The organism is Corynebacterium sp. MSK035 (assembly GCF_030232615.1).
Taxonomy (GTDB): domain Bacteria; phylum Actinomycetota; class Actinomycetes; order Mycobacteriales; family Mycobacteriaceae; genus Corynebacterium; species Corynebacterium jeikeium_D.
In genome coordinates this window covers 1-15,793 of the sequence record NZ_JASPJP010000015.1, presented here as the reverse complement: position 1 = coordinate 15,793, position 15,793 = coordinate 1, and the positions used below count along the sequence as shown (strand labels likewise).

General features: G+C 60.6%; 14 protein-coding genes. 9 read left to right on the top strand and 5 right to left on the bottom strand.

What is annotated here, in order from left to right:
• Positions 1–35: 35 nt before the first annotated feature.
• From QP978_RS09040 to QP978_RS09030, 3 genes are read right to left on the bottom strand one after another with little or no spacing between them, the layout of a single operon-like run.
• Entirely contained in the window at positions 36–998 is a 963-nt protein-coding gene (locus QP978_RS09040) for a MaoC/PaaZ C-terminal domain-containing protein (RefSeq protein ID WP_016421402.1), read from the bottom strand.
• Positions 999–1,051: 53 nt separating this feature from the next.
• A complete protein-coding gene (locus QP978_RS09035; RefSeq protein WP_049173074.1) occupies positions 1,052–2,410 on the bottom strand; it encodes a 3-oxoacyl-ACP reductase in 1,359 nt (452 codons plus the stop codon).
• 47 nt (positions 2,411–2,457) lie between these two features.
• The gene (locus QP978_RS09030) at positions 2,458–3,780 is read right to left on the bottom strand and encodes an acetyl-CoA C-acetyltransferase (protein WP_016421400.1); all 1,323 of its coding nucleotides are present in this window, start codon (positions 3,778–3,780) and stop codon (positions 2,458–2,460) included.
• Positions 3,781–4,076: 296 nt separating this feature from the next.
• On the opposite strand from QP978_RS09030, the gene QP978_RS09025 reads away from it, so the two are divergent.
• From QP978_RS09025 to QP978_RS09005, 5 genes are all read left to right on the top strand, one after another.
• Positions 4,077–4,970, top strand: a complete 894-nt coding sequence (locus QP978_RS09025; RefSeq protein WP_049173073.1) for a phosphoribosylaminoimidazolesuccinocarboxamide synthase — start codon at positions 4,077–4,079, stop codon at positions 4,968–4,970.
• A 5-nt stretch (positions 4,971–4,975) separates the two neighbouring features.
• Positions 4,976–7,207, top strand: a complete 2,232-nt coding sequence (locus QP978_RS09020) for a S9 family peptidase (RefSeq protein WP_502870681.1) — start codon at positions 4,976–4,978, stop codon at positions 7,205–7,207.
• A gap of 4 nt (positions 7,208–7,211) precedes the next feature.
• Positions 7,212–7,883 (top strand): 5,6-dimethylbenzimidazole synthase, encoded by a 672-nt coding sequence (gene bluB / locus QP978_RS09015; protein WP_049173072.1) that lies wholly within the window; start codon positions 7,212–7,214, stop codon positions 7,881–7,883.
• Positions 7,884–8,016: 133 nt separating this feature from the next.
• Entirely contained in the window at positions 8,017–8,826 is an 810-nt protein-coding gene (locus QP978_RS09010) for a polysaccharide deacetylase family protein (protein ID WP_222865562.1), read from the top strand.
• A 46-nt stretch (positions 8,827–8,872) separates the two neighbouring features.
• A complete protein-coding gene (locus QP978_RS09005; protein WP_049173070.1) occupies positions 8,873–9,364 on the top strand; it encodes a glutathione peroxidase in 492 nt (163 codons plus the stop codon).
• A gap of 6 nt (positions 9,365–9,370) precedes the next feature.
• On the opposite strand, the gene QP978_RS09000 is transcribed toward QP978_RS09005, so the two are convergent.
• On the bottom strand, positions 9,371–10,309 hold the full coding sequence (locus QP978_RS09000; protein ID WP_224783816.1) for a hypothetical protein: 939 nt from the start codon (positions 10,307–10,309) through the stop codon (positions 9,371–9,373).
• A gap of 119 nt (positions 10,310–10,428) precedes the next feature.
• Here QP978_RS09000 and QP978_RS08995 point away from each other — a divergent pair, with 119 nt between their 5' ends.
• Positions 10,429–11,136, top strand: coding sequence for a hypothetical protein (locus QP978_RS08995; RefSeq protein ID WP_049193818.1), 708 nt, complete (start codon positions 10,429–10,431; stop codon positions 11,134–11,136).
• Here the strand turns inward: QP978_RS08995 and QP978_RS08990 are convergent.
• Complete coding sequence (locus QP978_RS08990; protein WP_016421392.1) at positions 11,133–12,140, bottom strand: acyl-CoA thioesterase; 1,008 nt, start codon at positions 12,138–12,140, stop codon at positions 11,133–11,135. The genes QP978_RS08995 and QP978_RS08990 overlap by 4 nt on opposite strands.
• Before the next feature lie 29 nt (positions 12,141–12,169).
• Here QP978_RS08990 and QP978_RS08985 point away from each other — a divergent pair, with 29 nt between their 5' ends.
• The 3 genes from QP978_RS08985 to purM all read left to right on the top strand — a co-directional run bounded on the left by QP978_RS08985 (position 12,170) and on the right by purM (position 15,455).
• On the top strand, positions 12,170–12,610 hold the full coding sequence (locus QP978_RS08985) for a sterol carrier family protein (RefSeq protein WP_049190234.1): 441 nt from the start codon (positions 12,170–12,172) through the stop codon (positions 12,608–12,610).
• A gap of 53 nt (positions 12,611–12,663) precedes the next feature.
• A complete protein-coding gene (purF, locus tag QP978_RS08980) occupies positions 12,664–14,232 on the top strand; it encodes an amidophosphoribosyltransferase (RefSeq protein WP_049190235.1) in 1,569 nt (522 codons plus the stop codon).
• 158 nt (positions 14,233–14,390) lie between these two features.
• The gene (gene purM, locus QP978_RS08975) at positions 14,391–15,455 is read left to right on the top strand and encodes a phosphoribosylformylglycinamidine cyclo-ligase (protein ID WP_016421389.1); all 1,065 of its coding nucleotides are present in this window, start codon (positions 14,391–14,393) and stop codon (positions 15,453–15,455) included.
• The last annotated feature ends 338 nt before the right edge of the window (positions 15,456–15,793 follow it).

Below are 15,793 nucleotides of genomic sequence, written 5' to 3'. Positions count from 1 at the left end.
AAAGCGCGGCGTTTTCTACAGCGCTTTCGCATCAACTACTTCAGCGGACGAACACTTCCGGTGAAGTGCGGACGCTTCTTCTTGCGATCCCACGCGACAATGTTGACTGCGCGGCCGATGTTGGAGCTGCCCTCAGTCAGGTTGTGAGCAGCACCTGCACCGTCACCGGTGTGGGTGAGTGCGACATTGATGGTGGTCGGCAGAACGACCGGCGCACCGAAGGAAATCTGGAACTCGTACGACTGACCCGGCAGAACCTGTGCCTCAGCCAGCGCGCGGGAGGCGGTGTACATGCCGTGTGCAATCGCTGCTGGCATGCCCAGAGCCTTCGCGGAGACAGAGGTGATGTGAATCGGGTTCCAGTCACCGGAAACCTTGGCCCACTTGCGGCCGGTGTTGCCAGCCAGCTTCCACTGAGCGGTGGGGAAGGGAACCTTGAACTGCTCGCGTTTGATGGTCTCGGCGCCGGACTTGATGGCCTCACGCTGTGCCTGGACCTCTTCGAAGCCCTCGGCATCCTTCAGGCGAACGCCCTTGGCCAGATACACCGACTGCTCCTCGACCAAGGTGGCGCCGGATGTGGACGATGTAACAGTTGACTCCAGAACAACCTCAGTGCCCGAGCGGTGAGCGCGGAATGCGGCAACCTTCACCGCGATATCAACTTTGCCACCGAGTGTGACAGGCGAGATTTCGCGGTAGGTGTTCTCGGTGTGGACCAGGCCCATCATCGGCAGCGGGAAATCATCCGCAGCCATTAGCTCCATCTGGATGGGCATGATTAGGGCGTGGATGTGGCCGAAGAAAGCCTGTTCAGACTTCGGGGCGCCAACGACGTCGCGGAAGTCCTGGTCACGGTCGGCATCGACAGTGACGCCCTTGACCACTAGTTCATCGACCTTGATTTCGGTGGAGTTCGGGCGTTTCTTCGCCGAACCAGCAGCTGCCTTGGCGTAGAGCGGAACCAGATTGGGAATGGCATCCAGGGTCTTAGCCATAAGTTTTCCTCTTTCCTCCTTATCGGGAGCCTATGCGGAAGCCGCGACTTCGCTTAGGCGCCGACGATGTTCTGACCGCAGACGCGCAGGACGTGACCATTGACGCCGAGAGCGCGGTCGGAGACCAGGAAGGCGATTGCCTGGGCGACATCGCCCGGCTGGCCACCCTGCTGCAGCGAGTTCACGCGTCGAGCAACCTGGCGGTTGACGAACGGAATAGCAGCGGTCATGTCGGTCTCGATGAAGCCCGGAGCAACAGCGTTGATGTTGCCGCCGCGCTTAGCAAACTCCTCAGCGTAAGCCTCGACCATTGCGATAACGCCGGCCTTGGAGGTGGCGTAGTTGGTCTGGCCGCGGTTACCTGCGATACCGGAGGTGGAAGCCATGGTGGCAATACGCGGAGCCTTCTCGAAGGCCTTGTGGTTCAGCAGCTGCTCGTTCATCTTCAGCTGAGACTCGATGTTGACGGCGATGACCGAGCCCCACTTGGCGTCGTCCATGTTGGCGAACATCTTGTCGCGGGTGATGCCTGCGTTGTGGATGACGATGTCCAGGCGACCGTAGCGGGCCACAGCGGCATCGGCAATGGCGTTGCCGGCGTCGTCGGCAGTGATGTCCTGCTGCAGAGCCAGGCCACCGAGCTCGTTGGCAACCTTGGACAGAGCCTCGCCCGCCTGTGGAACGTCGATGACGATGACCTCTGCGCCGTCAGCCTTGAGCTGGCGAGCGATAGCGGCACCGATACCACGGGCGGAACCGGTGACAGCGGCAACCTTGCCAGCCAGCGGCTTATCCCAGTCGGACGGGATCTCGCCCGCGTCGGAGGTGACGCGGAGGAACTGGCCGTCGATGAAGGCCGAGCGGCCGGAGAGGAAGAAGTGCAGGGAGGAAATCACGGATGGCGCGGTGACCGAGACCCCCGGAGCAACGAGGATGCCGTTGGCGGTGGAGCCGCCACGAACCTCGTGGCCGAGGGAGCGAATCAGGCCCTCGATACCACCGGCGACAGCGTTCTCAGCGATCTCGGCCGGGGTTGCGTTGTGGTGAGCATCCTTGGCGCGGGAGACGGTGACGATGCGACCACCCTTGTCCAGCTTGCGCATGTGCTTTGCAGCAGCGAGCACTGGGCCCTGCAGCTCTGCCGGACGCTTGGCCTCAGTGGCGACGAGGACAATGGCACCAATCTTGTCGTCAGCGGCGTTGCCACGACGGACCTGCAGACCCCACTCAGCCAGCTGAGCTGCAACTGCGTCTGCATCTGCACCCTCGCCGGTGACGAGCACCTTGTCGTTGTTCAGCAGCGGACCGCCCGGCTTGTGGCGGCGCAGGAACGGTGGCTGCGGCAGGCCAGCGGCCTTAGCCAGTCCAGTGAGCGGACCACCGTTGACGAGTTCCTGGTACTTATCGGTCATGGAAAATTCTCCTTGAAAGTAAAAGTGTCTTTATCGGTGGTGCGCTTTTAGACGCGAGCCTCGAGAACTGCGACAACACCCTGGCCGCCCGCAGCACAAACGGAGATCAGGCCGCGAGTGGTCTTGCCGGTCTCGTCTGCCTTCTGGCGCAGCATCTTGGCGAGGGCTGCCACAATGCGGCCGCCGGTAGCGGCGAATGGGTGGCCGGCTGCCAGAGAAGAGCCCTTGACGTTGAGCTTCTCGCGCGGGATGGAGCCCAGCGGGCCTTCCAGTCCGAGCTTGGTGCGGCAGAACTCCTCGTCCTCCCATGCCTTCATGGTGGACAGGACAGTGCCGGCGAAGGCCTCGTGGATCTCGAAGAAGTCGAAGTCGTCGAAGGTCCAGCCGTTGCGGGCCAGCAGGCGCGGGGTGGCGTAAGCCGGAGCCATCAGCAGGCCCTCGTCGCCGTGGACGAAGTCAACTGCGGCCGCCTCGGAATCGACGACGTCGGCAAGCACCGGCAGACCGCGCTCAGCGGCCCACTCCGGGGTGGAGACGAGGACGGCGGAGGCGCCGTCGGTAAGCGGAGTGGAGTTACCGGCGGTCATGGTCGGCTCTGCTTCCAGGCCGCGGCCGAAGACTGGCTTGAGCTTGGCCAGCTTCTCCGGGGTGGAGTCCGGGCGCATGTTGGTGTCGCGGGAAACGCCCTTGTACGGGGTGACGAGGTCAGTGAAGAAGCCCTCGTCGTAAGCGTTTGCCATGTTCTGGTGGGAAGCGGCGGCGAGCTCGTCCTGCTCGGCGCGGGTAACGCCCCACTTGGCGGTGGTGATTGCCTGGTGCTCACCCATGGACAGGCCAGTGCGTGGCTCGCCGGTCGACGGAGTGTCTGGAGCCAGGTCGGACGGACGAGCCTTCAGGAAGACCTTTGCCATGTCCAGAGTGGACTTCTGGCGGCTGGCCTCCAGCAGGATCTTGCGCAGACGGTCGTTGACAGCAATCGGAGCGTCGGAGGTGGTGTCCACGCCGCCGGCGATGGCGGAGTCAATCTGGCCCAGCTTGATCATGTTGGAGACAGAGTTGAGGGCTTCCATGCCGGTGGCACATGCCATCTGAATGTCGAAAGCCGGGGTGTCCGGCGCCAGTGCGGAGCCGAGGACACACTCACGGGTGAGGTTAAAGTCACGGGAGTGCTTCAGTACAGCGCCGGCGGAGACTGCGCCGAGGCGCTCGCCGCCGATACCGAAGCGAGCGACGAGACCGTCGATTGCGGCGGTCAGCATGTCCTGGTTCGACTCGTTAGCGTATTCCTTGTTAGAACGAGCGAACGGAATGCGGTTACCACCGACGACGACTGCGCGGCGCAGAGAGTTATTGTTGGCCTGAGCTGCCATGTGATTGTTCCCTTCAAAATCCTTGAAGTGTGACGTGAATTACTAAATTTAGACAATACTGGTATCGGTGTTTTCTGTCACGTTTTTAGAAATATTTTTGTCCAGTCATCTACCGAGCGGGGGAGGTGAGGGGCAAACACCGTCGTCCACCTGTGAAAAATTCGATGGGCAGCACTCCGGAATCTCAAAAGTTTTCCCGCTTGACGACGGTAATTGCGTCAATCCCCACTAGTTGGGGTGGCGGCCGGAGGTATCAATAGAGTGCAAAGGCGTATAGGGGTTTAGACTTTATCGCCATGCGACCTGAACTTTCCTCGTATAACCATCTTTCCGCGGGCAAGGTCCGGGAAATCTACGAGATTGACCCTGAGACTCTGCTGCTTGTGGTCAGTGACCGTATTTCTGCCTTCGACCACATTCTGGAGACCCCGATTCCTGACAAGGGTCGAGTGCTCACCGCGATGAGCGTGTTCTTCTTCGATGAGATTGACTTCCCGAACCACATGGCTGGCCCGGCTGACGATGAGCGCATTCCGGAGGAGTGCCTAGGTCGTGCGCTGGTGTGCAAGAAGCTGGACATGCTGCCATTCGAGTGCGTCGCACGTGGCTACCTGACAGGCTCTGGCCTGGTCGAGTACAAGGAAAACGGCACTGTCTGTGGCATTGAGCTGCCAGAGGGCCTCGTCGAGGGCTCCAAGTTGCCAGAACCGATTTTTACCCCGGCCACCAAGGCTGAGCTGGGCGAGCACGACGAGAATGTCTCCTTCGACGCCGTTGTGGAGTCCCTGGGGCAGAAGCGCGCCGAAGAGCTTCGCGATGCCACCCTGCGCATCTACTCCCAGGCTGCTGAACTGGCTGCTAAGCGCGGCATCATCCTGGCCGACACCAAGTTTGAGTTCGGCCTCGACTCCGACGGCAACCTGGTGCTGGCCGACGAGGTTCTCACCCCGGACTCCTCCCGCTACTGGCCAGCCGACTCCTACCAGGAGGGTTCGGTTAACCCGAGCTTCGACAAGCAGTACGTCCGAAACTGGCTGACCTGCTCCAAGTCCGGCTGGAAGAAGGACGAGGGCACTCCGCCGCCGGCGCTGCCGGGTAGTGTTGTGGAAGCAACTCGCGAGCGGTACGTCGAGGCCTACGAACGACTGTCGGGCCGCCGCTTCTCGGACTGGATTGGAGAACCTGCGTGAGCGAAGTGACCTTGGACTCGGCATCCGTCGGCAAGCCTGCAAAAAAGGATTTGCCCGCACCCCGTGCACAACGGAAGCCGGTGACTCGGTCCTTCCACGGAAGGGACTTCACCGATAACTTCGAGTGGCTCCGCGATAAGGAAAACTCCGAGGTTATCGACTACCTAGAGGCTGAAAATGCCTATACGGAGGCTTTTACCTCCGATCTTGACGGCACCGCGGACGCGATTTTTAAGGAGATCAAGTCGCGCGTGCAGGAGACCGACATGTCGGTCCCAACTCGCCTTAACGGCTGGTGGTACTACTCGCGCACGCAGGAGGGCAAGTCCTACGGGATGAGCTGTCGCGTGCGTGCGGAGGCCGGTGACGGTCTTGCCGCGTGGACGCCGCCGACCATCGCCGACGATGCCCCAGCACCAGGAGAACAGGTCATCCTGGATGCCAACGAGCTGGCCGAAGGCCATGATTTCTTCGCCCTCGGCGCAGCGAGCGTCTCCGCGGACGGCAATCTGCTGGCCTATTCCACCGACGTCACAGGCGACGAACGCTACACGCTGCGCGTAAAGGATCTGCGCACGGGTGAACTGCTTGATGACGAAATTGCGGGCATCGCCGCAGGTGCTACCTGGGTCGGCTCCGAGTGGATCTTCTACCAGAAGGTCGACGAAGCCTGGCGGCCGGATTCCGTGTGGCGTCACCGCGTGGGCACCTCCACCGAGGATGATGTCTGTGTCTTCCATGAGCCCGATGAGGCCTACTGGGTTGGAGTCGGCACGGTACGCAGCGAAAAGTACCTGATTATTGAGAGCTCCTCGAAGATTACTTCCGAGGTTTGGTACCTGGACGCCAGTGACCCGACCGGTGAGTTCACCTGCGTGCGCCCGCGTGAGGCCGGTGTTGAATACGACATCGATCACGCCGTCATTAGCGGCCGGGATATGTGGCTGATTACACACAATATGACTGGTTCGAACTTCGCACTGGCCATGGTGCCGGCGGGGTCTTTCGACAGCATTTCGGATCTCACTGAGCTGGTTGCCCACCGCGATGACGTCCGCGTTGAGGGCGTCGACTGCTTCGCTGGGCACATCGCGTTTGGTTACCGTCGTGGCGGTATTGGCCGTGTGGCGCTGGCGGTATTGGGTCAGGATGAGGATGGTGCTGGCTCCGCTGGTGATGCCTCTGATACAAGCCATGCTGCTGCTCCAGTGCCAGCGTCCGCTGTGAACTTCGTCGAGCTCGACTTCGACGAAGAGCTCTACTCTGCAGGCACTACCGGCAATGCTGAATGGGACACCCCGGTGTTGCGCTACGCTTACGGCTCCTTCACCACGCCGTCGCAGCTTTGGCAGATTGATATTGCCTCGGGCAAGCGGGTGCTGCTCAAGGAGCAGAAGATTCGCGGGAAGTTTAATCGCGGTGATTACGTCGCCAAGCGTGAATGGGTGAGTGCAGCCGACGGTGCCCAGATTCCGGTATCGATTATCCACCGCGCGGACCTGGACCTGAGCAAGCCGAATCCGACGCTGCTCTACGGCTACGGTTCCTATGAAGCCTCGATGGATCCTGGCTTTTCCATCGCGCGACTGTCGCTGCTGGATCGTGGGATGATTTTTGTCATTGCACACGTCCGCGGTGGTGGCGAAATGGGCCGCGGCTGGTGGGAGAACGGTCGCGCAACCACGAAGAAGAACACATTCACTGACTTCGTCGCCGTCGCTGACTACCTGCTGGATTCTGGGTGGACCACACGCGAGCAGCTGGTAGCACTCGGCGGTTCGGCGGGCGGCATGCTGATGGGCGTGGTCGCGAACATTGCTGGCGATAGGTTCGCGGGCATTCAGGCCGTGGTCCCGTTTGTCGACTGCCTGACATCCATGCTGATGCCAGAGCTGCCGCTGACCGTGGTGGAGTGGGATGAGTGGGGCGATCCCTACCACGACCCGGAGGTCTACGACTACATGGCCTCCTACGCGCCGTACGAGAACATCTCGGCCGATGCGAAGTACCCGAAGATTCTCGCGATTACTAGTTTGAACGACACCCGCGTGCTCTACGTGGAGCCGGCAAAGTGGATCGCCAAGCTGCGCGAGGTTGTCGGAGGTCAGCCGGGGCAGTTCCTGCTCAAGACCGAGATGTCCGCAGGTCATGGTGGTGTTTCCGGTCGTTACGAACGCTGGCGTCAGACTGCCTTCGAGTACGCCTGGATTGTCCACACTGCTGGTGCGGTGGAGTAACGGCATGGATATGCGCACGCTGCTGTCCGCGCAGGGTTTTGACACCGATTCGCTTTCCGACGATCAGTTGGCCGTCTACCACACCCTTTTTCGGCGGCGGGATGTGCGCCGCGAATTCGCCGGAGAAGTGGTGGACAGGGAGCGATTGATGCGCGTGTTGGCGGCGGCCCATGCAGCCCCGTCGGTGGGGCTGTCCCAACCGTGGGACTTTCATATCATTCAGAATCCGGACCGCCTGCAGCAGTTTGCCGACCACGTAGCCGGACGTCGCGCTGAATTCGCGGCCAAGCTCGAAGGCGAGCGGCGTGAGACCTTCAATCCGATTCAGATTGAAGGAATCGTGGACTCGGGAACGGGCATCGTCGTCACCTATGACCCGACCCGTGGCGGCAAGAACATTCTCGGCCGCGACACCGTCGATGACACCGGCCTCATGTCAGTCGCGCTGGCTATTCAGAATCTGTGGCTGGCTGCTACGGCAGAGGGGCTCGGCGTCGGCTGGGTCAGTTTCTACCATGAGGATTTCCTGGCTGACTTTGTCGGTGTCGAGGCACCCGTGCGCCCGGTGGCCTGGCTGTGCATTGGTCCAGTAACGCACCTGGCCGAGGAGCGTGACTTGGAGAAGTTCGGTTGGCGCAAGGGACTGGCTCTCGATGAGGTTGTGCATTGGGGATAATCCGCGCTGCAGACGCACATTGATGTGCTGCGATGGCGCTTTTTGAACTCTTATTTGAAAGGCTTCTGAGTATTCTCCAAGCCTTGTCCTCTCCGTTACCAAAAATTTACATACGCCTGTTTTTGTTGAATCCATGGCAGGCAGTGGGGTGCAAGAACAGATTCGGACGACCGACCAGGTCATTCGTCCAGCGGGCAAAGAGCTCGTAACTGTTGACGGTGGTGTGGTCGGTTCGCCGCTTTTGGTGTCGGTGTCGGGTTTGCGCGATGGCACATTGCTCGACGTCGCTCGTTTCGTGGCAGCGATGGAACAGCGCGGTATTACACCGTCTCTGCTGGTAGCGCCGCATGCGGGTAAAAACTGGTCGTTGCGGGAAGCTCCGGCGGTGCTGGATTGGCTCCGCCGTCGTAGCGATGACGGCATCGAGATTGTTCTCGCGGGGTTCGATCAGTCAGTTCGAGGCCGAGGCGCGGAATTTGCGTCGTTAAGCGAACATGAAGCGCGTTTGCGCCTGACCGCCGCAACGCGCCAGATGCGTGCGATGGGTTTTGAGACGGACGTCTTTGCACCACCGAAGTGGACCATGTCGCCCGAGACCATGAACGTGCTGCCGGAGCTGGGCTTCCGAGTGGCAGCGGACCGAAATGGTGTCCGCGACCTGACCACTGGTGCTGTTGATCCGACTCGCGTGCTGGCTATCGGCGAGGGCTTCGGCGGCGCCGGTTGGTGGCGCCGTGCGGTGCGCTCCTCGGTGCAGCGCTCGCTGGAGAAGGGCCGCGCGGTGCGCATCTCCGTTAACGCTTCGAAACTGCGGGAGCACAAGCTGCGCCAGGATGTTGTCGGCATCATTGACCAGGCGGTCGATGGGGGTGCGCAGCCGGTCAACCACTCTTCGGTGCCGCTGGGCCGCGAGCTCTTTGAAGGCATGGAGCAGGTCGGCTAGTCGCTACCTCTGACGGCTATCGGGGGACTGCCCTAGTGTGGGGTTTATGAGCAATCTCTTCGACATCCCAGTGACCACCATCGACGGCAACGAAGCAACGATGAATGACTGGGCAGGCCACGTTCTGCTTATCGTCAACACCGCCTCGGAGTGCGGTTTCACGGATCAGTACGACGATCTGCAAGGACTTTTCGACGAATTCGCACCCCGTGGCTTCTTCGTCCTCGGCTTCCCCTGCAATCAGTTCGGTGGGCAAGAGCCCGGCAACGCCGAGGAAATCAAGCAGTTCTGCCAGCGCGAATTCGGCGTTACCTTCCCGCTCTTCCAAAAGACGAAGGTCAACGGCCATGGCGCGCACCCACTGTACAAGCTGTTGAAGGAAACCCCGGACGCCGACGGCGAGGCTGGGGATGTGAAGTGGAACTTCGAAAAGTTCGTTGTCTCGCCCGAGGGTGAGGTCATCGGCCGTTTCCGCTCCAAGGTCTCGCCTGACGACGATGCTCTGCGCGACCTCATCGAGGAAAACTTGCCTATTTAAACTTGGCTATTTGGTGGCGTCCAGCGGTGCCTGCTCGAAGTAGCCCGTGGCACCGTAGCCCACGATGCCACCTCGGTTGCGCAGGGTCATGCTAGCTAGACCGACCTTGCCAAGCTCATCGCCACCGATGGTGACCCAGTCACCCTGAACCGCGACAACCATGTTGGCGTGCACCCCAAGGCCTGCGGGGTAGCGGTAGAAAATGATGTCACCCACCTGAGGAGAGAAGTCCTTGTCGGTGACGAAAGCATCATGTGCCTTGTAGGCATCCATGAGCTGTTCGACATCCGTAACCAGCCATGGGTTCTCGGCTGCGGCAGCCGAATCCTCGGGCGTATCAAAGACCGGAACACCCGCGGACGCGAGCAGGAATGACAAGAATGGCGCAGTCCAGGAACCGGAGCAGTCGACCGTGTTGCCGAATGCGTCAAGGTTTGGATTCAGCTTCGCGGTCTGGTTCGCAGCTGTGGGTGCAGAACCCGGCCTGGTGGCAGCAGCGGCGGCGACGGCATCTGCATCAGCAGTTGGGTCTGCGTCTGAATTCGGGTGCTCGCCGACCTTGGGGATAACGCTGCGGATGTCGTCATCAGTAGCGCCACACGCCAGGCCGAAGTAAACCTCAGGGGAGGGCTGCTCCTCGTACTGATAGCGCGCAACATCCTTCAGAGCCTGCTGATAGTAAGGGCGGTCTGCCTCGGTGCGGGGGAACGTGCCACCACGCCACGCCAGAACATTGATAGGACCGAAGAGCGTGAACCACCCGGCGAAGAGGAATACCGCCGTCAGTACCAGGATGGAAACAGGCGGGATAGCGGCGCGAACACGTTGCAGCATGCTCGGTGAGGATGCGTTCTCCTGGCCGTCGTCAAGCGATGGTGAGGAAGACTCAGACCGTGCTGCGTGAGGCTGCTGTGCGGGCACAGGCGCGGGTGAATCGGTGGTCATATCTTCTCAGGATAGTAGGCGGCGCTGCGCTCGTCCTTGGCGAGTGCGTCTGAGCCGTACGTAATGGCCTAGTCTGCGGCTCCTGCTGCAGAAGAGGGCGTGCAGTTAAACTGTGGTTCATGACTTCACCCGACATGCGTAACGAGGCCGAGCACGACCCTCGTGAGGATCTGCCGAGCTTCCTGCGTGAGCCGGACAAAATAGACAAGCTTCTCTATGCATCGCTGATGCTGGTTGCCGTGTACGGCTTTGCAATCATCCCGTTCCGTGCGGTTTTGCTGCTCAAGTACACGTTCTTGCACACATGGCTGACAGGATCGAATCTGTCGGTGCTGATTCTCGCGTCGGAAAACGAGGACCGGCCGCTCTTCCTCTTCGCTGTTGTAGTGATTGCGGCGCTTTCGACAATCAAGTTCATGCCGTTCTTCTACTGGATGGGCAAGAAGTGGGGCACGGAATTCATAACGATGAGTTTCGGCGGACACCCACCGCGATGGTTTAAGAAGATGGAGAACTTCATCTATGAACGCATCGGGCTGAGTGTGCTGGCATCGTTTGTGCCATTCTCGCCGATTCCGGCCACGATTGTCGTGGCCATCGGTGGTATTGCGAAGGTGCGCGGCTGGGTAGTAGGCGTGTACCTCTTCTTCTGTGCCGCAATGCTCAAGTGCTTCTACCTGTACTTGGGCCTGAAGTTTGGCCCAAGCATCCAGGGCTCCCTGCAGACGATTGACCGGTACGTCACCTACATCACCTTCGCGCTGATTGGCTGGATGTTCCTATCCATCTGGTGGAAAAACAGGAAGCCGGGTAGCCAGGCGGCTTAATCCTGTTCGCGCTCAATCAGCGGCAGCGGGCTGTACTTGTCACGCAATGCCTTCAGTGACAGATCGTGAGCGTGCAGGCGCTTGTCCTCATCCGTCGTCGGCTGGAAGTGCGGTACCGGCTGCGGGTTGAAATCGTCATCAATTGCGACATACGTCATGGTCGAATGCAGTGCCTTGCGCAGGCCGCCGACACCCTTGCGGGGCTCACAGCAGTAGACCTGCACCGACAGGTGCATCGAGGTCGTGCCTGTACGCAGGATGCGTGCGCGCACCTCAACCAGGTCGCCAATGTGGATTGGGCTGTAGAAGCGAATACCACCTGCGTAGACAGAAATGGTCTGGCGCCCTGCCCAGTTGGTGGTAACTGCCGTCGCAGCCTCGTCGATCCACTCCATGGCGGTGCCGCCGTGGACGTTTCCGCCCCAGTTGACATCGGTCGGCTTTGCCAGGAAACGTGTGGTCAGTTCGGGTGCGGAAGAGTCCGCGGAGTAGGTCTGCGCGCGCATGCTGGCTTCGATGTCGCGGCGGAGCTCAAAACGGGAAAGAGCGGCTTTCTCAACGCGCTCTTCTTCCTCTGTTTGCGGCACCCACTTCGGCACCGGAGTCGACTTACCGTTTTCATCCATGGCTACGAAGATCACCAGGCAGTCAGCTGCGCGGGTGAACTTGCCCTCGCGCGGATCAGCCGAGAGCACCTCATTGACGATGTGCATGGAACTGCGGCCGGTATGCGCAATCTTGGAGCGCACCTCAACAATGTGGCCGCTGGGAATCGGGCGAGTGAAGTGAATGTGACCGAAGTACGCAGTCACGCAGTAGCGTCCCGACCAGCCGGTCGCGCAGGCGTAAGCGGCCTTGTCAATCCACTGCAACACACGGCCGCCGTGGACGGAATTGGTTCCGGCCATAATGACATCGGTCGGCGACGCCATAAAACGGAGTACAAGAGATGGTGACGCTGGAGCATGCACCTGTTCAGCTTTTTCAGTTGACTGCGTATCCATATATGAAAGCATAACTCTAGGATGAGGTTATGGTATCCAAAATCTCGCCTTTCGACGTTCGCAGCGCTCTTTCCACCGCCGCACCCTGGGCGGCGCAACGGCTTCTCGGCCGCGAGTTGCTGTCTGACCAAGAGGCTGTCCCCTTCATCGGGGCGGATGGGGCGCAGGGGTCGTCGTTAAGGCGTGCGAGCCTTGCCAAAGCGGTGCGTCTGTCCGTGCGGATGCTCGCCCAAGAGGCGCCGGGGCATAGCGTCGAGGTGCGTGTGCCGCCCTTCGTCGCGGTCCAGTGTATTGAGGGGCCCAGGCACACACGCGGTACGCCGCCCAATGTCGTGGAGATGTCGCCGGAGATTTGGCTGGGACTCGCGTGCGGAATGATCACGTTAGAGCAGGTGCAGGCGCACATCGATATGTCGGGCACGCGCGCGGCGGAAATTGGGAATCATCTGCCGGTGGCGCGCATTTCTTAAAGCCCGTGGGGGGGGGATGCTGAATTGGTGCCTAGGCGGGTGGGGCTATTAGTGTGAATGTCGTGGCCGATACCAACATTTCAGGTGCACCAAAGTCCAAACTTTTGCCAATTTCGCCTTACGACGATCTGGGGGAGACATCCCCGCGCGAAGAATGTGGCGTTTTTGGCGTTTGGGCACCTGGCGAAGACGTGTCCAAACTCACCTACTATGGCCTGTTTGCCCTGCAGCATCGCGGCCAGGAAGCCGCCGGTATCGCAGTCGGCGACGGCGACCAAATTCTCGTATTCAAGGATCTCGGGCTTGTTTCCCAGGTTTTTGATGAGCAGACGCTCGACGCCCTGAAGGGGCACGTAGCGGTGGGGCACACGCGCTACACCACCGCTGGCGCTCCTGCGTGGGAGAATGCACAGCCGATGTTCCAGATGGCCTCTGACGGCACGGACATCGCGCTGGGGCACAACGGCAACCTGACCAACCACCTCACGCTGTTCCATGAGGCGGTCGACAAGGGCCTGCTGCGTGAAGAGGGCGAGCTGCCCAGTGACTCCGCAATCATGACCACTTTGCTTGCCGACGAAACCGGCAAGATTGACCACCCCGAAGATTACGGCTGCAGCACCAATGTAGAAGCGGCCGCGATGGCACTGCTGCCGCGTTTGAAGGGTGCTTTCTGTCTTACTTTCACCGATGGCGAGACGCTGTACGCCGCGCGTGACCCATACGGTGTGCGCCCGCTGTGCCTGGGGCGCCTGTCCGGTGGCTGGGTAGTCGCATCCGAGACTTGCGCGCTGGATATCGTCGGTGCATCGTTCGTCCGCGAGATCGAGCCAGGCGAGATGGTGACCATTGATGCTTCCGGTGTGCGTTCGCAGCGTTTTGCCGAGACCGCCCACGCTGGATGCATTTTTGAGTACGTCTACCTGGCGCGCCCGGACTCCAACATCCGTGGTCGCTCCGTCAACGCGGTGCGTCTTGAGCTGGGCCGCCAGTTGGCACGTGAGTTCCCGGCTGACGGTGACCTGGTGATGCCGGTGCCGGAATCCGGTACCCCGGCCGCTGTTGGCTACGCCCAGGAATCGGGCATCCCGTTTGGACAGGGGCTGACCAAAAACGGCTACGTGGGGCGTACCTTCATTCAGCCTTCGCAGACGATTCGTCAGCTGGGCATCCGACTGAAGCTGAACCCGCTGAAGGAAGTTATCGCCGGTAAGCGCTTGGTCGTGGTCGATGATTCCATTGTCCGCGGCAACACCCAGCGTGCCCTGATTCGCATGCTGCGTGAGGCCGGTGCAAAGGAAGTGCACGTGCGCATCGCCGCACCGCCGGTGAAATGGCCGTGCTTCTACGGCATTGACTTCGCCTCTCCGGGCGAGCTGCTGGCCAACGGTGTCGATGAGAATGACATTGTCTCCGGTATCGCAACCGCGATTGGTGCCGACAGCCTGGGATTTGTCTCCATCGATGGCATGGTCGCCGCTTCCGAACAGGCAAAGAGCGAAGTGTGCTGTGCCTGCTTCGATGGCAAGTACCCGCTGGGTCTGCCGGAGGGCAATCCGAATGCGGCAGCGGTTGAGAGGATGCAGGCAGCCCAGGCTGCCAAAGCCGCAACGAGCAATTAGCCTCGAAACCTCCTTAGAATGAACTACGAGAACTGAACCGAGAACGAAGCGCAAGCGGTGCTGTAGATTGCAGCCGTTGCTTTGTTCCCGGTCCGCCAATACTCCCGGATACGGCAGTAACGCCGCCCGGGGGAGAAAGTTTAAAGCGAGAGCCTCTAATGACCGAGAACGTTTCTGGTGCTTCCTACGCTGCAGCCGGTGTCGACATCGAAGCCGGCGACCGCGCCGTTGAACTATTCGCCCCGATTGCCAAGAAGGCCACTCGCCCAGAGGTCCGTGGCGGGCTCGGTGGTTTTGCCGGCCTGTTTGCACTGGGCAACTACGAAAAGCCGCTGCTGGCCGCATCCTCCGATGGTGTGGGAACCAAGTTGGCCGTGGCGCAGGCCGTCGGCAAGCACGACACCATTGGCCTGGACCTGGTCGCCATGGTCGTCGATGATCTGGTCGTGTGCGGTGCCGAGCCGCTGTTCCTGCAGGACTACATTGCAATTGGCAAGGTCGTGCCGGAGCACGTCGCCGAGATCGTTTCCGGCATCGCCGAGGGTTGTGTCCAGGCGGGTTGCGCGCTCCTGGGTGGCGAGACTGCAGAGCACCCGGGTGTGATGGAACCGGGTGAGTACGATGTCTCAGCTACCGGCGTCGGTGTCGTGGAAGAGGACAAGCTTCTCGGCCCGGACCGCGTGCGTGAGGGCGATGTCATTATCGCCATGGAGTCCTCTGGACTTCACTCCAATGGCTACTCGCTGGCTCGCTACGTTCTCCTGGAGAAGGCCGGTCTGGAGCTCGACGGTTATGTCGAGGATTTCGGGCGCACCCTCGGTGAGGAGCTGCTGGAGCCAACCAAGATTTATGCGAAGGATTGCCTGGCTCTCATGAACGAGGCCGAGGTCCGCACTTTCTGCCACGTCACCGGTGGTGGATTGGCTGGCAACATGGTTCGCATCATGCCGGAAGGCCTGACCGCCGACATGAGCCGCGCAACTTGGACCCCGGGTCCGATTTTCAAGACCATTGCTGAGCTCGGCAACGTCTCCCGCGAGGAGATGGAGAAGACCTTCAACATGGGTGTTGGCATGGTTGCGATTGTTTCCGCAGAGGACCGCGATCGTGCCCTGGCTCTGCTGACTGCCCGCCACATCAACGCTTGGGAGCTGGGTACTGTCCGCAAGAGCGAGGCTGGCGAGGACGGGGCTGTTTTGCGCGGCAGCCACCCGCGCTTCTAAGCGTCGGCCGGCCGTCGGTTTACTGCGACGGGCGGCCGGGGACTGGGCCGGCTGGTCTGCCGTGGAGGGCGGCCTACTGATGCGACGGGGCGGTCTAGATTCTGGGTTGCACAACGGAGATCCCAGAAAACCACGGGCTGCAAATGTGAAACTGTATGAGTTTATGACACTTTCGAGCCGTTTTTCGGGCGATTTTTGTCATAAACGCAGTCAGTAACTCGGATTGATCCGCCACCGCCGAACATAATCGGCGGAACATAAAGGGTTAAGTAGCAAAAAGTGTGTCTGACTTTCAGCATTACTGCTGATTAGGCTGGGTAAATCGGGCGGATATAAGC

Bases quoted from the DNA above. Each gene is read 5' to 3' on its own strand.
- purM (WP_016421389.1), top strand. From the start codon at position 14,391: ATGACCGAGAACGTTTCTGGTGCTTCCTACGCTGCAGCCGGTGTCGAC.
- QP978_RS09000 (WP_224783816.1), bottom strand. From the start codon at position 10,309: ATGACCACCGATTCACCCGCGCCTGTGCCCGCACAGCAGCCTCACGCA.
- QP978_RS09025 (WP_049173073.1), top strand. From the start codon at position 4,077: ATGCGACCTGAACTTTCCTCGTATAACCATCTTTCCGCGGGCAAGGTC.
- QP978_RS09035 (WP_049173074.1), bottom strand. From the start codon at position 2,410: ATGACCGATAAGTACCAGGAACTCGTCAACGGTGGTCCGCTCACTGGA.
- QP978_RS08990 (WP_016421392.1), bottom strand. From the start codon at position 12,140: ATGGATACGCAGTCAACTGAAAAAGCTGAACAGGTGCATGCTCCAGCG.
- QP978_RS08995 (WP_049193818.1), top strand. From the start codon at position 10,429: ATGACTTCACCCGACATGCGTAACGAGGCCGAGCACGACCCTCGTGAG.
- QP978_RS09040 (WP_016421402.1), bottom strand. From the start codon at position 998: ATGGCTAAGACCCTGGATGCCATTCCCAATCTGGTTCCGCTCTACGCC.
- QP978_RS09005 (WP_049173070.1), top strand. From the start codon at position 8,873: ATGAGCAATCTCTTCGACATCCCAGTGACCACCATCGACGGCAACGAA.
- QP978_RS08985 (WP_049190234.1), top strand. From the start codon at position 12,170: ATGGTATCCAAAATCTCGCCTTTCGACGTTCGCAGCGCTCTTTCCACC.
- QP978_RS09030 (WP_016421400.1), bottom strand. From the start codon at position 3,780: ATGGCAGCTCAGGCCAACAATAACTCTCTGCGCCGCGCAGTCGTCGTC.
- bluB (WP_049173072.1), top strand. From the start codon at position 7,212: ATGGATATGCGCACGCTGCTGTCCGCGCAGGGTTTTGACACCGATTCG.
- QP978_RS09010 (WP_222865562.1), top strand. From the start codon at position 8,017: ATGGCAGGCAGTGGGGTGCAAGAACAGATTCGGACGACCGACCAGGTC.